General features: G+C 66.2%; 19 protein-coding genes. 14 read left to right on the top strand and 5 right to left on the bottom strand.

What is annotated here, in order from left to right:
* Positions 1 to 5 precede the first annotated feature (5 nt).
* Genes FIV34_RS14500 through asnS form a run of 4 tightly spaced genes read right to left on the bottom strand, consistent with a single transcriptional unit; the run spans position 6 to position 3,385 of the window.
* Positions 6 to 794: an SDR family oxidoreductase gene (locus FIV34_RS14500; RefSeq protein ID WP_139983928.1), complete on the bottom strand. Its 789-nt coding sequence runs from the start codon at positions 792 to 794 to the stop codon at positions 6 to 8.
* Between the two features lie 28 nt (positions 795 to 822).
* The gene (locus FIV34_RS14495) at positions 823 to 1,155 is read right to left on the bottom strand and encodes a hypothetical protein (RefSeq protein WP_139983926.1); all 333 of its coding nucleotides are present in this window, start codon (positions 1,153 to 1,155) and stop codon (positions 823 to 825) included.
* Positions 1,156 to 1,160: 5 nt separating this feature from the next.
* Entirely contained in the window at positions 1,161 to 1,964 is an 804-nt protein-coding gene (locus FIV34_RS14490; protein ID WP_139983924.1) for a MalM family protein, read from the bottom strand.
* A 17-nt stretch (positions 1,965 to 1,981) separates the two neighbouring features.
* Entirely contained in the window at positions 1,982 to 3,385 is a 1,404-nt protein-coding gene (asnS, locus tag FIV34_RS14485) for an asparagine--tRNA ligase (RefSeq protein WP_139983922.1), read from the bottom strand.
* A 121-nt stretch (positions 3,386 to 3,506) separates the two neighbouring features.
* On the opposite strand from asnS, the gene FIV34_RS14480 reads away from it, so the two are divergent.
* From FIV34_RS14480 to radA, 11 genes are all read left to right on the top strand, one after another.
* Positions 3,507 to 3,833 (top strand): HesB/IscA family protein, encoded by a 327-nt coding sequence (locus FIV34_RS14480; RefSeq protein WP_139983920.1) that lies wholly within the window; start codon positions 3,507 to 3,509, stop codon positions 3,831 to 3,833.
* 121 nt (positions 3,834 to 3,954) lie between these two features.
* A complete protein-coding gene (gene rpsF, locus FIV34_RS14475) occupies positions 3,955 to 4,368 on the top strand; it encodes a 30S ribosomal protein S6 (protein ID WP_139983918.1) in 414 nt (137 codons plus the stop codon).
* A gap of 15 nt (positions 4,369 to 4,383) precedes the next feature.
* On the top strand, positions 4,384 to 4,614 hold the full coding sequence (gene rpsR / locus FIV34_RS14470; protein ID WP_045830959.1) for a 30S ribosomal protein S18: 231 nt from the start codon (positions 4,384 to 4,386) through the stop codon (positions 4,612 to 4,614).
* Positions 4,615 to 4,720: 106 nt separating this feature from the next.
* Positions 4,721 to 5,167 (top strand): 50S ribosomal protein L9, encoded by a 447-nt coding sequence (gene rplI / locus FIV34_RS14465; RefSeq protein ID WP_139983916.1) that lies wholly within the window; start codon positions 4,721 to 4,723, stop codon positions 5,165 to 5,167.
* 266 nt (positions 5,168 to 5,433) lie between these two features.
* Entirely contained in the window at positions 5,434 to 6,606 is a 1,173-nt protein-coding gene (locus tag FIV34_RS14460; protein ID WP_170207632.1) for an alginate export family protein, read from the top strand.
* Between the two features lie 127 nt (positions 6,607 to 6,733).
* On the top strand, positions 6,734 to 8,164 hold the full coding sequence (locus tag FIV34_RS14455; RefSeq protein WP_139983912.1) for a replicative DNA helicase: 1,431 nt from the start codon (positions 6,734 to 6,736) through the stop codon (positions 8,162 to 8,164).
* Positions 8,165 to 8,200: 36 nt separating this feature from the next.
* A complete protein-coding gene (locus FIV34_RS14450; RefSeq protein WP_139983910.1) occupies positions 8,201 to 9,649 on the top strand; it encodes a flavin-containing monooxygenase in 1,449 nt (482 codons plus the stop codon).
* Positions 9,650 to 9,671: 22 nt separating this feature from the next.
* Positions 9,672 to 10,451: an SGNH/GDSL hydrolase family protein gene (locus FIV34_RS14445; RefSeq protein WP_139983908.1), complete on the top strand. Its 780-nt coding sequence runs from the start codon at positions 9,672 to 9,674 to the stop codon at positions 10,449 to 10,451.
* Positions 10,452 to 10,613: 162 nt separating this feature from the next.
* Complete coding sequence (locus FIV34_RS14440; protein WP_139983907.1) at positions 10,614 to 11,582, top strand: CsgG/HfaB family protein; 969 nt, start codon at positions 10,614 to 10,616, stop codon at positions 11,580 to 11,582.
* 104 nt (positions 11,583 to 11,686) lie between these two features.
* Entirely contained in the window at positions 11,687 to 12,775 is a 1,089-nt protein-coding gene (alr, locus tag FIV34_RS14435; RefSeq protein ID WP_139983905.1) for an alanine racemase, read from the top strand.
* Positions 12,776 to 12,851: 76 nt separating this feature from the next.
* Positions 12,852 to 14,243 (top strand): DNA repair protein RadA, encoded by a 1,392-nt coding sequence (gene radA, locus FIV34_RS14430; RefSeq protein WP_139983903.1) that lies wholly within the window; start codon positions 12,852 to 12,854, stop codon positions 14,241 to 14,243.
* Positions 14,244 to 14,247: 4 nt separating this feature from the next.
* Here the strand turns inward: radA and FIV34_RS14425 are convergent, their stop codons facing one another.
* Positions 14,248 to 15,042 (bottom strand): cytochrome C assembly family protein, encoded by a 795-nt coding sequence (locus FIV34_RS14425; protein WP_139983901.1) that lies wholly within the window; start codon positions 15,040 to 15,042, stop codon positions 14,248 to 14,250.
* A 127-nt stretch (positions 15,043 to 15,169) separates the two neighbouring features.
* Between FIV34_RS14425 and ffh the strand changes: the two genes are divergently transcribed.
* The 3 genes from ffh (at position 15,170) to rimM (ending at position 17,448) form a co-directional block, all read left to right on the top strand.
* Positions 15,170 to 16,549 (top strand): signal recognition particle protein, encoded by a 1,380-nt coding sequence (ffh, locus tag FIV34_RS14420; RefSeq protein ID WP_139983899.1) that lies wholly within the window; start codon positions 15,170 to 15,172, stop codon positions 16,547 to 16,549.
* A gap of 132 nt (positions 16,550 to 16,681) precedes the next feature.
* The gene (gene rpsP / locus FIV34_RS14415) at positions 16,682 to 16,933 is read left to right on the top strand and encodes a 30S ribosomal protein S16 (protein ID WP_139983897.1); all 252 of its coding nucleotides are present in this window, start codon (positions 16,682 to 16,684) and stop codon (positions 16,931 to 16,933) included.
* The gene (rimM, locus tag FIV34_RS14410; protein ID WP_139983895.1) at positions 16,933 to 17,448 is read left to right on the top strand and encodes a ribosome maturation factor RimM; all 516 of its coding nucleotides are present in this window, start codon (positions 16,933 to 16,935) and stop codon (positions 17,446 to 17,448) included. Before rpsP ends, rimM begins: the two co-directional genes overlap by 1 nt.
* The last annotated feature ends 1 nt before the right edge of the window (position 17,449 follow it).

The raw sequence follows: 17,449 nt of genomic DNA, 5'->3' as shown, positions 1-17,449 counted from the left end.
GGCCCTTAGTTGAGGCTGCGCGTGCGGCCGCCGTCCACCGCCAGGCTCACGCCGTTGATGTAGCCGGCGGCCGGGCTGGCCAGGAACGCGATGACCGCGCCGACTTCCGCCGGGTCACCAAAGCGTGCCGCCGGGACGCTGGCCAGCAGGCCGCGCTCCACTTCGTCGCGGCCACGGCCCGCCTTGACGCTGGATTCCACCAGCGCATCCAGGCGCGGCGTGCGGGTGTAGCCCGGCAGCACGTTGTTCACGGTAATGCCGTCGTGGGCCACTTCGGCGGAAAGGGTCTTCGCCCAGCCGGCCATGGCGGCGCGCACGGTGTTGGACACGCCCAGGTTCGGGATGGGTTCCTTCACCGAGGTGGAGATGACATTGACGATGCGGCCGTAGTGGCCGGCGCGCATGCCAGGCAGGCAGGCCTGGGCCAGCACCTGGGCGCTGATGATGTGCTGGCGGTAGGCGGTGAGGAAGGCCTCGGGATCGGCCGCGTGGATTGGGCCGGGCGGTGGGCCACCGCTGTTGTTGACCAGGATATGCACGGCGTGGTCTTTCACCACGCCACCCACCGCGGCCGCGAGGGCGTCGGTGTCGAGCATGTCCACGGCGAGGTAGTCGTGCTTCTGCCCGGCATGGGTCGCGGGCAGTTCCGCGGCCAGGGCTTTCAGGGCATCGGCGGAGCGGGAGAGCAGGGTGACGCTGGCGCCCAGTTCGGCCAGCTCAAACGCCGTGGCCCGTCCAATCCCTTGCGAGGCGCCGCAAACCAGGGCGTGACGTCCGGTGAGGCGAAGATCCATGCGGCGCTCCTTTGGTGGGGGTGGGCGGTCAGCCCTGTTTCATCGCCCACCACTGTATCGCCATCGCGGCAAACCAGCACGGCCAGGCCAGCCATGGGGCAAACCGCCAGCAGCGCTGCCAGCGGGTGAGGCTGGCATCGTTGAACAGCGCCGGGGCGTCCGAGCGGAGCACCCGGCGGATCCGCAGCCAGTTGGCCATGCCATTGGGCCGACCGGTGTCGGCCTCGGTAATGGTCTGCCAGTGCTGCGGATAACGCTTCTTCAGCAGGGTGGAGAAGCGCCACTGCGCCACGATGTGCAGCACGAAAAACACGACGGCGCCGAGCAGCAGCAGGAGGTAGACGTAAACCGCGGTGACCATGGTGCTTAGCTACCCTTTTCCTTCTTCTGCACGTCCTTGCCGAGCAGGTCGGTGCTGACGACATCCTTCAGGGTGTTGATCACACCGTTGCCGGGCGCCGCCTTGGAGCACACCGCATTGCTGAGGGCCTTGCGGTAGGTGTCGTTCTGGATGCCGACGAAGAGCACGCCGTCCGGCCCGTGCGCCACCTTGAAGTTACCCGCGGAGTTCATCTTGATCGGCGCTTCGGCGGAGAACGTGGTGGGCGACTGTTCCCAGTACGTCTGGCTCTGCTGCTGCTTGGCCGAGGAGTACACCACCACGTAGCGGGCGCGGTCGTCTTCCACGTTGAACTTGCCGAATGCCCCCGTCGTCTCGCTGGTCCAGCCGATGTACTCGCACAGCTGGATGTCTTCGGCGTGCAGCGGCTGGAAGGCGTCGTCCAGGATCACCACGGTGGGCGCGAACAGGTAGCTGGAGCTGAGCCAGCGGCCGTTCAACTCCGCTTTCATGGCGATGGTGTAGGGCGTGCTGGCGCCCTGCGGCAGGCGGAAGGCCAGGAAGTAGCTGCGGTCGCCGTTGAGGTTGGCGACCGGCGTGTCCTTGGTCAGCTCAAAGCGCTTCGGCTGCCAGGGCAGCATGTCCTGGTAGGACAGGTCGGCGAAGCTGCCGCAGCAGGGCTCGGCGGCGTCCAGCGCCTTGCGGGCGAGGTCCACGGTAACCGAGGGATTGTCCGGCGGCCGGAAGTTCGGCGGCACGATCGTCTTGCAGGCGCCCAGGGTGACCAGGGCGACGGCAAGAGGAAACAGGCGGGTAAGTATCGGGGACATGGTCTCTGGGGGTGGGATTAAAACTCGGCGCTCCCTGCGGCGCGGGGGTAGGGGATGGCATCGCGGATGTTGCCCAGGCCGCAGACGTACACCAGCAGGCGCTCGAAACCGAGGCCAAAGCCGGCGTGCGGCACGGTGCCGTAGCGGCGCAGGTCGCGATACCAGTTGTAGGTATCCTTATCCAGCTTGAACTGGTCCATGCGGCGGTCCAGGTAGTCAAGGCGCTCTTCGCGCTGGGCACCACCGATGATCTCGCCGATGCCCGGGGCCAGCACGTCCATCGCCGCCACGGTCCTGCCATCGTCGTTCAGGCGCATGTAGAAAGCCTTGATCTCTTCCGGGTAGTTCATCACGACCACGGGACGGCCCACATGTTCCTCGGCGAGGAAGCGTTCGTGCTCGGTCTGCAGGTCCACGCCCCAGGCCACCGGGTGCTCGAATTTCTTGCCGGACTTCTGGAGGATGGTGATCGCGTCCGTGTAATCAATGCGCTCGAAGGGTTTTGCGATGAAGTCTTCGAGGCGCTTCACGGCCCCCGGCATCACGCGCTCGTCGAAGAACGCCATGTCGTCGGCGCGCTCGTCCAGCACGGCCTTGAAGATGCCCTTGAGGAACACTTCCGCCAGGTCGGCGATGTCGGAGAGGGTGGCGAAGGCCACTTCCGGCTCGACCATCCAGAACTCCGCCAGGTGGCGGGTGGTGTTGGAGTTTTCGGCGCGGAAGGTGGGCCCGAAGGTGTACACCTTGCTCATCGCCATGGCATAGCCTTCGACGTTGAGCTGGCCGGACACGGTGAGGAAGGCTTCGCGGCCGAAGAAATCCTTCTTCCAGTCGATGCCGCCCTTGTCGTCGCGGGGCAGGTTGGCCAGGTCCAGCGTGGACAGGCGGAACATGTCACCGGCGCCTTCGGCGTCCGAGGTGGTGATGATCGGGGTGTTGATCCAGAAGAAGCCCTGTTCCGTGAGGATGCGGTGGATCGCCATCATCATGGTGTGGCGTACGCGGGTGACGGCGCCGAACAGGTTGGTGCGCGGGCGCAGGTGCGCCACTTCGCGCAGGAACTCCATGGAGTGCTGCTTGGGCTGGATCGGGTAGGTGAGCGGGTTCTCGACGAAACCGGTGACCTCGATCTTCGAGGCCTGTATCTCGAAGGCCTGGCCCTTGCCCTGCGAGGGCACCAGCTTGCCGGTGGCGATGACGCCCGCGCCGGCCGAGAGGTGCTTTACTTCCGTCTCGTAGTTGGTGAGATCGGCGGTGGCCACGACCTGGATGGGAGCGAAGCACGAGCCGTCGCTTACGTTAACGAAGGAAAGGCCGCCCTTGGACTCGCGCAGGGTGCGCACCCAGCCACGTACCGTGACTTCCTGATCCGCCGCGGCCGTGCCGCCGGCGAGGGCCTGCTTGACGCTTACCACCGTCATCGATTGAAACTCCAGAAAGGGCGCCGCATATCGGGCGCGTAGGAACGCGACCCTGCATGATAATGTAAGGGTCGCGTGAACGGCACCGTTCATGGGTATACCACGGCCAGAAAACGTTTTTATGAGCATCCAGATCACTCCCGCCGCCTCCGACCGCATGCGCGCCTTTCTCGCGAAGGCCCCTGATGCGGCGGGCGTCCGCTTTGCCGTCAAGCGCATGGGCTGCTCTGGCTTCGGCTATGTCGTGGACCTCGCCGGCGCCGTGGGCCCGGACGACCAGGTGCTCGATATCGACGGGATCCGCGTCGTCGTCGACCCGAAGAGCCTGCTGCTGGTCGATGGCACGGTCATCGACTTCCAGCGCCAGGGCCTGAATGCCTCGTTCGTGTTCCATAACCCCAATGCCACCGGGGAATGCGGATGCGGCGAGTCGTTCACCGTGTCTTGACCTAACTCCCTCTTTCTCCTTAAAATGCGCGGCTACCTCTCCGTCCGGAGGGGTTTCTTGCCTCACCGGTACGCCCGGGAGGCTGCCATCCCCGCAAGGGGTGCATCCACAAGGAGCCACCATGCGTCATTATGAAGTCGTGTTCCTGGTCCACCCGGACCAGAGCGAACAGGTGCCGGCCATGATCGAGCGTTACAAGGCGCTGATCGAAGGCGACAACGGCAAGATCCACCGTCTCGAAGACTGGGGCCGCCGCCAGCTGGCGTACCCGATCGAAAACCTCGCCAAGGCTCACTACGTGATGCTGAACATCGAGGTTTCCCAGAGCGCCCTGAACGAGCTCGAGACGGGTTTCCGTTTCAACGATGCCGTCCTGCGTCACCTGGTGATCCGTCGTGACGAAGCCGACGCCGAGCCGTCGTTCATCCTGAAGAGCAAGGAAAAGGATGAGCAGAAGGGTTCGCGTCGCCGTGACGACGACAACGACGACCGTGGCGCTCGCGACAGCGACAGCGACCGCGACAGCGACGACTAATCGGGGAATATAGCCATGTCCAAGTTCTTCCGCCGCCGTAAGTTCTGCCGTTTCACCGCTGAAGGCGTGAAAGAGATCGATTACAAGGATCTCAACACCCTCCGCCAGTACATCACTGAGAACGGCAAGATCGTCCCGAGCCGCATCACCGGCACGAAGGCCCGCTACCAGCGTCAGCTGGCGACCGCTATCAAGCGCGCCCGCTTCCTGTCGCTGCTGCCGTACACCGACAACCACGACGTCTGATCGGCTGGCGCCTTACCCTGACGGGCAGGGCGCCGGTTTCAGGCAACATTTCGGACAACCGTCCTGGCTGCGCGGGCCACACCCGTGCTAACGAAAGGAATACCCCATGGAACTCATTCTTCTTGAGAAGGTGAAGAACCTCGGTAACCTCGGCGACAAGGTCAACGTCAAGCCGGGTTACGGTCGTAACTTCCTCCTCCCGACCGGCAAGGCCGCTCGCGCCACCGCCGCCAACCTGGAAGCGTTCGAAGCGCGTCGCGCCGAGTACGAAGCCAAGGCGAAGGAACAGCTGTCGGGCGCCGAAGGCCGTGCTGCCAAGCTCGAGAACGCCGAAGTCACCATCGAAGTGAACGCTTCGCCGGAAGGCAAGCTGTTCGGCTCGGTCACCCCGCGTGACGTGGCCGAAGCGCTCACCGCGAAGGGCCTCGACGTCGACAAGAGCGAAGTCATCCAGGCCGAAGGCCCGTTCCGCAACACCGGCGAGTACGAAGTCACTGTCGTCCTCCACGCCGATGTGCAGCAGACGGTCAAGGTCAAGGTCGTCGGCGCGTAAGCTCCGCACTACCTGCTGTATCTGGAAACGGGCGCCCCATGGGCGCCCGTTTTCTTTTTGCGCCCGACCACTCCTACATTTCTCAGGTCCTCGCGTGCGTGTGACGCATTGCCTGCCGCTTGCAGGCCGCGCCACACAAGGGCTGCCCTCCCGTTGCCTTGGCGCGCCGGCGCTCATCTGCCTACATTCGCCGGTGACGCAGGCAGGATCGATGGGCAATGAAACAATGGTGGTGGCGGTCGTGCATGGGCATGGCCGGAAGTTCGATGGCGGGGATGTCCGCCTTTGCGGCCGAAGGGCCCCCGGAAAGCGCGCCGTACATCGAGACGCGCTACCGCTATAGCAACCTGCATTCGGATGGGAAGCCGCGGCGCGGCCACGCGAACACCCAGCGACTCCAGCTCGGCTACCTGTGGCGCATCAATGAGCAGTGGAGCGCTTACGGCGAGGGCATCCGCACCTGGTCCCTGTTCGGGCAGCAGTACGACGACGGCTCCGCCCGCATCACGCCGTATCCGACCGAGGCGGACCCGGCGTCCACGGGCATCACAAACGCATGGGTCCAGTACGGCCAGGGCGATGTCGCCGTGCGCGCCGGCCGCCAGTACGTGCGGCTGGATAACGGGCGCTTCTTCAGCAACAACCCGTGGCGGCAGAACCTGCAGTCATTCGATGGCATCCACATGGCGTGGAAAGCCTGGCAGGGCGCGATGCTGGACTACTACTGGCTAGGCCGGGTCAATCGCACGGTGGGCGCCGATTTCCGCGATCGCGACCAGCGCCGCTGGCAGCTCGACGCCCACCTGCTGCACGCCGACCAGCAGCTGCCGGTCGGTACGCTCACCGCCTACGGCTACTTCGTCCGCAACGAGACGGTGTCGGCCAACTCCGTGAAAACGCTTGGCATGCGCTATACGGGCACGCAGTCCCTCGGAAGCGAGGGTTTCGCCGTTAGCTGGACCGCCGAGGCGGCGCGGCAATACGACTACGCCAACAATCCCGGCCGCTTCAGCCTCGGTTACCACCTGCTTGATGCGACCATCGGCTACAGAGCGCTTTCAGCGCGCGTGGGTGAGGAAAAGCTCGATGGTGACGGCCGCCACGCCGTGAACGTCGCCTACGGCGCGGCGCGCGCGTTCAACGGCTGGGTGGTGGCTTTCCGTATTCCCAACAGTGGCTTGCGCGAGCGCTACGTCGGCTTGCTGGGCCGCGTGGACGTGGGCCGGCCGGTGAACTGGCAGGTGACCTACCGGCATTTCCGGCCCGTGCAGGGACGCGCCATGCTGGGTGACGAAGTGGATGTGGGCGCCCTGGTCGATCTGGGGCGTGGGTTTACGCTGGAGCTGCAATACGGTGATTTCCGCGCCCATCGTCACGGCGTGGATGAGCGGAAACTGTGGCTGATCGGCGAATATCGGTACGGCAAGGCCCCGAAATAGGCTGGCCGCGGCGTTTCCCACAAGTTATCCACAGACTTATCCTCTCAACGCGTGCGACCCCTGCGCGTATCATGCCCATACGGCGACCCGGACCCGGGTAAGCGCCGCCTGCATGACGAGGTAATCCATGTCCTTCAATCCCGAGCGCGGCAACCGCGGCGAACGCGGTGAGCGCGGCGAACGCCGCCGCCGCGAGCCTTCCGCCTTTGACGCCCTGCGCGTTCCACCGAACTCCATTGAAGCGGAGCAGGCGGTGCTGGGCGGCCTGATGCTCTCGCCGGATGCGCTGGACAAGGTGGCCGACAAGCTCAACGACGAGGATTTCTACCGCAAGGACCATCGGATGATCTGGCGGGCCATCAACGAGCTGGCCGGCAAGGGCATGCCCTGCGACGCCATCACGCTCGGCGAATGGTTCCAGTCCAACGGCATGGACGAAATGATGGGCGGCCCGGCCTACCTGCTGGAGCTGGCCAACTCGACGCCGAGCGCGGCCAACATCGCCGCCTATGGCGACATCGTTCGCGAGAAATCCGTGCTGCGCAAGCTGATCGACGCCGGCACGGCCATTACCGAAGATGGTTTTCGCCCCGAGGGCAAGAGCGTCCAGGAAGTGATGGAGCTGGCCGAGCAGCGCGTGTTCCGTATCGCGGAATCCGGTGCGCGCGGCAAGAAGGACATCGTCTCCATGCGTGAGGCCGTCAGCGATGCGTTCCGCATGCTGACCGAGCGTTACGAAAATCGCGGCCAGCTCACCGGCCTTTCCACCGGCTTTACCGACCTCGACGAACTGACGGCGGGCCTGCAGCCCTCCGACCTGATCATCGTCGCGGCGCGTCCGTCGATGGGTAAGACCGCGTTCGCGCTGAACCTTGCCGAAGCCGCGGCCATGCGCAGCAAGAAGGCCGTCGCGGTGTTCTCGATGGAAATGTCCGCCTCGCAGCTGGCCTTCCGCCTGATCTCCTCGCTGGGCCGCATCCATGCGCAGCACCTGCGTAACGGCGACCTCGCCGAGGAAGACTGGCCGCGTGTCACCTCGGCAATCACCATGCTTTCCGAGGCCAAGATCTTCATCGATGACACGCCGGCGATGTCGCCGGTGGAAATGCGTTCGCGTTCGCGTCGCCTGCAGCGTGAGCACGGCCTCGGCCTGATCGTCATCGACTACCTGCAGCTGATGCAGGTGCCGGGCAACAGCGAAAACCGCGCGACGGAAATCTCGGAGATCTCCCGTGGCCTGAAGGCCCTGGCGAAGGAACTGAACGTGCCGGTGATCGCGCTTTCCCAGCTGAACCGCTCGCTGGAGCAGCGTGCCGACAAGCGCCCGATGATGTCCGACCTTCGCGAGTCGGGCGCTATCGAGCAGGATGCGGACGTCATCATGTTCATCTACCGCGACGACTACTACAACAAGGAGTCGCCGGATAAGGGCCTGGCCGAAATCATCATCGGCAAGCAGCGTAACGGCCCCACCGACACCGTGAAGCTGGCCTTCCTCGGCCACTACACCAAGTTCGAAAACTGGACCCCCGACTCCTACGTGGGCAGCTTCGACTGATCGGCGTAACCTCCGTCATGGCGACGGGGGTTGCGCATGAGCACCGAGCACTTCGATGTCCTGATCATCGGCGCCGGCCTGTCCGGCGTCGGCATGGCGTGCCGACTGGCCATCGTCTGCCCGGGGAAGCGCGTCGGCATCCTCGAGCGGCGCCAGGCCATCGGCGGCACCTGGGACCTGTTCCGCTACCCCGGGGTACGGTCCGATTCCGACATGTTCACGTTTGGCTTCGGCTTCCGGCCGTGGCATGACCTGAAGGTGCTGGCGGACGGGCCGTCGATTCGTGATTACGTCGTGGCCACCGCCCGCGAATACGCGATCGAAGAACGCATCCGCTTTGGCGTGCAGGTGGTCCATGCGGCCTGGTCCTCCGCGGCGGCCATGTGGACGGTGGACGCGCGTGACGATGCCGGGGCCGTGCACCGGTTCAGTGCCAGCTTCGTGGTCGGCTGCACGGGGTACTACGCCTACGACCAGGGCTACGTGCCCGACTTCCCGCAACGCGAGCGCTACGAAGGGCGCTTCGTCCATCCCCAGCACTGGCCGGCCGACCTTGACTGGCGCGGCAAGCACGTCGTGGTCATCGGCAGCGGTGCCACCGCGATCACCCTGGTACCCGCACTGGCACGGGAGGCGGCGCACGTCACCATGGTGCAGCGCTCGCCGGGGTACGTCATGTCGGTGCCGTCGCGCGATGCCATCTCGGCGGCGTTGCTGCATGTGCTGCCGAAGCGCTGGGTGTACGCCATGGCGCGCTGGCGCAATATCAAGCTGCAGCGCCTGCTCTATCGCGCGGCCATGCGCTGGCCGGCGCGCGTGCGCGCGTTGCTCCTTGCCGGCGTCCGCCGTGGCCTGCGCGGCGAGACATCGATGGCGGACTTTTCGCCCGGCTACGATCCATGGACACAGCGACTCTGCGTCGTTCCCGACCATGACCTGTTCGAGGCGCTGCGCGAGGGCAGGGCATCGGTGCGCACGGACACGGTGGCGGGCTTCGAGGCGGGCGGCGTGCGCCTGGCGTCGGGTGCGACGATCGACGCTGACATCGTCATCGCCGCCACCGGCTTCCAGCTCCAGGTACTCGGCGGCATGACGCTCGACATCGATGGCGTGCCCTGCGAGCCGGGCCGCCTGTTGACGTACAAGGGCGTGCTGCTGGAGGGCGTGCCGAACATGGCCGTGCTGTTCGGCTACATCAACGCCTCATGGACGCTGAAGGTGGACCTCGCCGCGCAGTACGTCTGCCGCCTGCTGCAGCGGATGGACGAGCACGGTGCGCGCGTGGCCGTGCCCCGTGCGCCGGCCGCGGAGGCACTGGCGACGTGCATCATGGATGCCCTGCATGCCGGCTACGTGCTGCGCGGCGAGGCCCAGCTGCCCCGGCAGGGCCGCGAGGGGCCGTGGCGGGTCACCCACCAGTACGAGACGGACCGCCGTGTCCTGGTCACAGAACCGATCGACGATCCCGCGCTAGACTTCCGCTGACATCCCACAGGAGCACTACCGTATGCCGCGTCAGTGGATCATGGTCCTGGTTCTCGTCTTCATGGGTGGTTCGGCACTGGCGTCGGAACGCCAGACCGTCCCGGAGCACCTCACCCCCGACCAGCGCGCCGATATCGAAAAGCACCTCAATGACTGGCCGCAGCTAGGGCGTTATGCGAAGGACGACGAAGCCGTGCCGCCGCTGAAAGCCGGCGAGAAGCGCGTGGTGTTCTACGGTGATTCGATCACCGACAACTGGGGCCGTTCCACCGGCGAGTTCTTCCCCGGCAAGGGCTATATCAACCGCGGCATCAGTGGACAGACCACGCCGCAGATGCTGGTGCGTTTCCGCGCCGACGTCATCGACCTGAAGCCTGCGGTGGTCGTCATCCTGGCGGGAACGAATGACATTGCCGGCAACACCGGTCCGTCGACGCTGGCGATGATCGAGAACAATCTCATGTCGATGGCCGAGCTGGCCCGCGCCCACGGCATTCGCGTGGTGATCGCCAGCCTGCTGCCGATCAGCAACTACACCGACGCGACGTCCAGCGAGCGCCGGCCGCCGGCGACGATCCTGGCCTTGAATGCGTGGATCAAGGACTACACCACGCGCGAGAAGCTCGGTTATATCGATTACTTCAGCGCGACCGTCGACAGCACGGGCAGCTTGCGTGCGGACCTTAGTGGTGATGGCCTGCATCCGAACGCAGCGGGCTACACGATCATGGCACCGCTCGCGCAGAAGGCCATCGATGCGGCGCTCGCTGAAAAGCCGGCGACGAATGTCAGCATGCGCTGACGCGTCGCACTGGCTAATTCGCACGCACTTTTAGGAGTAGTCCTAGCCCAGTCCTTGCGTGATGACCGATAGCATTTCCCGGTCTCACGACAGCCTGTCCGCCCTGGCGCCCACACCTCGGGCAGGTTCTTTTTTTCGGGCGCGCAAGGACAGGGATTACTCATGGAACGCTTCAACAAAACCGCCGCGATCGTCGCGGCGGCTATCAGCGCCTCGTTCGCGCTGTCGGCGTGCAACGCCACGAACCCGCTGGTCACCAAGCAGCAGCGCGAGCACGAGGCGAAGGTTCAGGCCATTCCGAAGTGCGGCAAGAAGCTCGGCAGTATTTCCGTCGTCGAACCCGAAGGCAATGTGCACTGGTGGACGGAACAGCAGCTGCCTTCGCCCACCCGGCTCATCAAGGTGTTCGTGCAGAAATCCGGCTGCTTCACGCTGGTGGATCGCGGCATGGGCATGGGTGCCGCGATGCGCGAGCGTGAGCTGGCTGCCGGTGGCGATCTGCGTGGCGGCTCCAATCTCGGCAAGGGCCAGATCAAGGCGGCCGATTACGTGATGGTGCCGGACCTCGTGGCGAGCAACCGCGACGCGGGTGGCGCCGCTGTCGGCGCGCTGGTCGGCGGTCTTATCGGTGGGTCCGCTGGCCGCCTCGCCAGCAGCATCACGCTGAATTCGAAGACGGCCGACGTGGTGCTTACCGTCACTGACGTGCGGTCCTCCGAGCAGGTGGCCATGGTCGAAGGGCACGGCGAGAAGAACGATATCGGCTTCGGTGGTGGTGGCGGACTGTGGGGTTCGGCTGCGGGTGGAAGTGCGGCGGTCGGCGCCTACGCCAGCACCACCCAGGGCCAGGTCATCACCGCAGCCTATCTCGACGCGTACACGAAGCTCGTCGACGAACTGGGTGGCCTGCCGTCGAACGCGGCAGCGGCGAATACGCGCCAGACGGGCACCGTAAGCCGGGCGACGGCCATGCGCACGACCACCCAGCCGACATCGAAGATCGTTCGCTCCCTGGAGCCCGGTATGACGGTGTACCCCACCGGCCAGAAGAGCGGCCTCCTCTGGGAGGTGGAAGACGAGCACGGCAATCGCGGCTGGCTCTCGTCCGAGCACTTCAACCTGGCGAAGTAATGCCACGGGCAGGCGACGCGCCGTCGCCTGCCTCTTTCGCGCCATGCGGGTGCCCGGGCTGAGCGGCTATCCTAGGCGTTCGTGATATCGAAGTGCTGTTGCCCATGAGCCGTACCACCGTTGCCACCATCCACCTCGGTGCCCTGCGCCATAACCTGGCGCGCGTGCGCGCCCTGGCGTCCGGCGCGCGCGTGATGGCCGTGGTGAAGGCTGATGCCTACGGCCACGGCCTGGAGCGTGTGGCACGGGCGCTGGATAGCGAGGCCGAGGCGTTCGCCGTCGCCGCGATCGCCGACGGCCTGCGCCTTCGTGCCGCCGGGCATCGCCAGCGGATCGTCGTGCTGTCGGGGCCGGATACGCCGGCGGATATCGCCGAGATGCAGCGCCTGAAGCTCGAAGCCCTGATCCACCACGATGCGCAGCTTCCGTGGCTGGCCCGGGCCGATGCCGCGCGGGGCGCGCTTACGGTCTGGATCAAGGTGGATACCGGGATGCACCGGTTGGGCTTCGCGCCGGCCCGTGCCCGCGAGGTGCACGCCCTGCTCACGGCCATGCCCGCCATCGCACCGGAGGTGGGCCTGATGACCCATTTCGCGTCGTCGGAGGAATTCGAGGGGCGCGATACCGCGTTGCAGATCCAGCGATTCCGCGAGGCCACCGACGGGCTCGAGGGCCCGCGTGCCCTGTCCAATTCCGCGGCCGTCCTCGGCTGGCCGGATGCGCGCGGTGACTGGGTGCGCACGGGCGGCCTGCTCTACGGTCTCTCGGTGGTGGAGGGCCGCAGTGGCGCCGATTTCGGTTTCCGTCCCGCGATGACGCTCACCACGCGCCTGGTGGCCATCAACCAGCTGGCCAGGGGCGAGCGTGTCGGCTACAACGGCACGTACACCTGCCCCGAAGACATGGCCGTGGGCGTGGCCGCGATCGGCTACGGCGATGGCTACCCGCGCAGCGCCGTGCAGGGAACGCCTGTCCTGGTGAACGGGCAGCTGGCGCCGCTGGTCGGGCGCGTATCGATGGATCTGATTACCCTCGACCTGCGTGGCGTCCCCGATGCCCGCGTGGGCGACCGGGTCACGCTGTGGGGTGCCGGCCTGCCGGTGGAGACCGTGGCCGCCGCCGCGGGGACAATTTCGTACGACCTCACCTGTGGCATGACCCGCCGCGTGCTCTTCGTCGACGACGAAGGCTGATCCGCCGGCTGGTATCGTGGCGTGCGACGCACCTGCGCTATACCTTCCGCCAGCTCCCCATCGAACACGGATACCCATGGCCAAGGCCAAGACCGCCTACGTCTGCACCCAGTGCGGCGCCGAACACAGCAAGTGGCAGGGCCAGTGCGCCGAATGCGCCGAGTGGAACGTGCTCACCGAATTCGTCCTGCAGCCGGCCAAGCCGAACGCCGTGGCCACGCCGGGTGCGCGTCGGGGCGGCTACGCGGGCGCCGCGGCAGGCGCACCGCAGATCACGCCGCTGACCGAAGTGCTGCTGACCGCGGAAGCGCGCACGAACACCGGCATCGGTGAGCTCGACCGCGTGCTCGGCGGTGGCCTCGTCGACGGATCCGTCGTCCTCATCGGCGGCGACCCGGGCATCGGCAAGTCCACCCTGCTGCTGCAGATGCTGGGCACGTTGGGCGCCGTGTTGCCGAGCCTGTATGTCACCGGCGAGGAATCACTGGCCCAGGTCGCCGGCCGCGCCCAGCGCCTCGATTTGCCGCTGGCGCCGCTGCATGCCCTGGCGGAAACCTGCATTGAGCGGATTCTTGAACAGGCCGCGTCGGCGCGTCCGCGCGTGCTGGTCATCGATTCCATCCAGACCATCTGGACGGAGATGCTCACCGCCGCCCCGGGCTCGGTGAGCCAGGTGCGCGAATCCGCGGCCAAGCTCACGCGCTTCGCGAAGGAAACCGGTACGTCCGTGTTCCTCGTGGGCCACGTCACCAAGGAGGGCGGCATCGCCGGCCCGCGCGTGCTCGAGCACATGGTCGACGCGGTGCTGTATTTCGAAGGCGAGTCCGGCAGCCGCTTCCGCGTGCTGCGCGCCTTCAAGAACCGCTTCGGCGCGGTGAACGAACTCGGTGTGTTCGCGATGTCCGAAAAGGGCCTGCGCGAAGTGCCCAACCCATCGGCGATCTTCCTTTCCTCCCATGCGGGCCCGACGCCGGGCAGTGCGGTCATGGTCACCCGCGAAGGCACGCGGCCGCTGCTGGTGGAGGTACAGGCGCTGGTCGATCAGTCCTCGCTCAGTAATCCGCGCCGCGTGGTGCTGGGCCTGGAGCAGAATCGCCTGGCGATGCTGCTGGCCGTCCTGCACCGCCACGGCGGTGTCGCGGCGTACGACCAGGACGTGTTCGTCAACGTGGTCGGCGGCATTCGTGTGCAGGAAACGGCCTCCGACGTGCCGGTGCTGATGGCCGTGCTGTCCAGCCTGCGCGACCGGCCGTTGCCGGAGAAAACCATCGCCTTCGGCGAAGTGGGCCTGTCGGGTGAAATTCGCCCGGTGCCCAACGGCGAAGAGCGCCTGAAGGAAGCGGCGACGCACGGTTTCCGTCGCGCCGTGGTGCCGGCGGCCAATGCGCCCAAGCGCGGTCGCGTCGGCGACATGGAAGTGATTGCGGTGGACCGGCTGTCCCAGGCGATCGACGCGAGCCGCGAATAAGCCGTCAGGCGGTGCGGTGCAGGATCAATTCCAGCACCAGCTTGGTGCCGAAGAACGCCAGCAGCAGGATGCCCATGCCGGTGAGCGTGAGATTCACCGCGCGGATGCCGCGCCAGCCGTGGCGCCAGCGGCCCCACAGCAGCACGCCGAACACCACCCAGGCGACGATCGAGAGCACCGTCTTGTGCACGAGGTGCTGGCTGAACAGGTCGCCGACGAACAGTGCGCCGGTGACCAGGGTGAGGGTGAGCAGGATGAACCCGGCGCCGATCAGGCGGAACAGCAGCACTTCGGTCAGCGTCAGCGGGGGCAGGGCGCGCAGCCAGTGGCCGAAACGGCTGCGCCGCAGGGCCCGCTCCTGAATCGCCAGGAGGATGGCCAGCGCGGCGGCAATCGACAGCAGGCCGAACGCGAACACCGCGATCGTCACGTGCATCTCGATCTGCCAGGTCATCGCCATGGGCGCGGTGCGCGGGGCGAGGAACGCGTCGACCGCCACGAAGGCGGCCGTGAGCGGGAAGATCAGGATGCCCAGCCCGGCCACCGGGCGCGAGAGGTTCACCAGCAGGGTGAGGGCCGACGCGATCCACGCCACCAGGGACAGCGCCGCAAAGAAGTGCAGGTCCAGCGTCCCGCGATGGGCACCGAGCAGGACGGCGGCATGGGCCAGGGCGGCGACGCCCGCCAGCGCCATGCCCACCCGCCGCAACGGCTGCCCGCCCGTGGCCAGCGGCCGGGCGAGGACGCCGGCAGCGGACAGGTACAGGACGATGGCGGCCAGCGAAAGGGAGACGATCATGGGCGCGCAGTGTGGCATAGCGGGGCAGGGGAGCGGAATGCGACACAGTGGCATTTGTGCCCGGCTCTCTTATGCGACGGTAACCAGCTATAATTCGTCGTTTACGGCATCCCCGACGGCTCTCGCCATGTTTGAATCGCTCAGCCAACGCCTATCCGACACCGTTAACCGCCTGCGTGGTCGCGGCCGGCTGACCGAAGAAAACATCCGCGAGACCCTGCGCGAAGTCCGCATCGCCCTGCTCGAGGCCGACGTGGCCCTGCCGGTGGTGAAGGCGCTGGTCGAGCGCGTGAAGGTCCGCGCTGTCGGCCAGGACGTGCTCAAGAGCCTGTCCCCGGGCCAGGCGCTGGTGAAGGTCGTCAGCGACGAGCTCACCGCCGTCATGGGCGCCGCCAACAGCGAGCTGAACCTCGCCGCCCAGCCGCCCGCCGTGGTCCTCATGGCCGGCCTGCAGGGTGCGGGTAAAACCACCACCGTCGCCAAGCTCGCCCGCTTCCTGAAGGAGCGCAAGAAGAAGCGCGTGATGGTCGTCAGCTGCGACGTCTACCGTCCGGCGGCGATCGAACAGCTGCGCACGCTCGCGTCCCAGGTCGAGGTGTCGTTCTTCCCGTCCGAAGCGGGCCAGAATCCGGTGGACATCGCGAAGGCCGCCGTGGCCGCCGCCCGCCGCGAAGTGATCGACGTGCTGCTGGTGGATACCGCCGGCCGCCTGCACGTCGACGCCGCGATGATGGACGAGATCAAGGCCCTCCACGGCGCCCTGGATCCGATTGAAACCCTGTTCGTCGTCGATTCAATGACCGGCCAGGATGCCGCCAACGTCGCCAAGGCGTTCGCGGACGCGCTGCCGCTCACCGGCGTCGTGCTGACCAAGACCGACGGCGATGCCCGTGGCGGTGCCGCCCTGTCGGTCCGCTATGTCACCGGCCGCCCCATCAAGTTCCTGGGCGCCGGCGAGAAGACCGACGCGCTGGAGCCGTTCCATCCGGACCGCGTCGCGCAGCGCATCCTCGGCATGGGCGACGTCCTGTCGCTGGTCGAAGAGGTCGAGCGCAAGGTCGATCACGAGAAAGCCCAGAAGCTGGCCGAGAAGGTCATGAAGGGCAAGCGCTTCGATCTCAACGACATGCGCGACCAGCTCGAGCAGATGAACAACATGGGCGGCCTGGCCGGCCTGATGGACAAGCTACCCGGCGTCTCCAGCCTGCCTGAGAACGTCAAGTCGAAGGTCAACGACGGTGAGCTGAACAAGATGGTCGCCATCATCGGCTCGATGACCAAGAAGGAGCGCCGTCACCCGGATCTCCTGAACGGCTCGCGCAAGGCCCGTGTCGCACGCGGCTCGGGTACCCAGCCGGCGGACGTCAACCGCCTGCTCAAGCAGTTCATGCAGATGGAAAAGATGATGTCCAAGCTGTCCAAGGGTGGCAGCAAGGGCCTGATGCGCCAGATGCGTGGCGCGATGAAAGGCATGGGCGGCATGGGCGGGATGATGCCGCCCCGCTAAATCGGCCGTAAGGCCACGGAAGTGCCCGCAGGTACTTCCATTTCTGAAAACTTTAGCTAAAATGTCCGGCTTTACCGCGCCCGCTTCTCGCGCGCGCTTTGCCGGCATCCGGCACTCTGGAGCACGTAACTTATGGTCAAGATTCGTCTTTCGCGCGGTGGCGCCAAGGGCCGTCCGTTTTATCACATCGTTGTGACCGACCAGCGCAGCCCGCGCGACGGTCGTAACATCGAGCGTGTTGGCTACTACAACCCGGTCGCTTCGGGCGCTGATAAGCGTCTCGAGCTCGACGTCGCCAAGGTCAACGCCTGGGTGGCCAAGGGCGCTCAGCTGACCGATAAGGTCCGCGCGCTCGTCAAGGAAGCCGGCAAGCTGGCTGCCTGATGTCGACTGAGCCTGGCAGGCGCGTCCGCGTAGGGCGCATCGTTGGGCTCCATGGTGTGCAGGGCCAGGTCAAGCTTGAAAGCTGGACCGAGCCCCGCCTCCAGATCTTCCGGTACCAGCCCTGGCTGCTGACCGCGCCGGGCGTGGAACGGGAGATGAGCGGGATCCGCGGTAACGCGCAGGGCAAGGGCATGGTTGCCTCCCTGCCAGGTATCGAGGATCGCGACCAGGCGGCCACGCTGGTCGGTTGCGAAATCACGGTTTCGCGCGATCTGCTGCCGCCGCCCGCCCCGGGCGAGTTCTACTGGGTCGATCTCGAAGGTCTTGAGGTCGTCACCACGGAATCCGTCCTGCTCGGCCGGGTAAGCCATCTGTTTTCCACCGGCGCCAACGACGTCATGGTGGTCAAGGATGGTGAGAGGGAGCGTCTGGTTCCGTTCGTCCAGGGCCCCTACGTGCAGTCCGTCGATTTCGACGCTGGCCGCATCGTGGTGGACTGGGACCCCGAGTTTTAAG

The sequence above is a fragment of the Luteibacter pinisoli genome (assembly GCF_006385595.1).
GTDB classification, from domain to species: domain Bacteria; phylum Pseudomonadota; class Gammaproteobacteria; order Xanthomonadales; family Rhodanobacteraceae; genus Luteibacter; species Luteibacter pinisoli.
The sequence above is the reverse complement of the archived record's forward strand: the minus strand, read 5'-3'. Positions and strand labels throughout refer to the sequence as shown.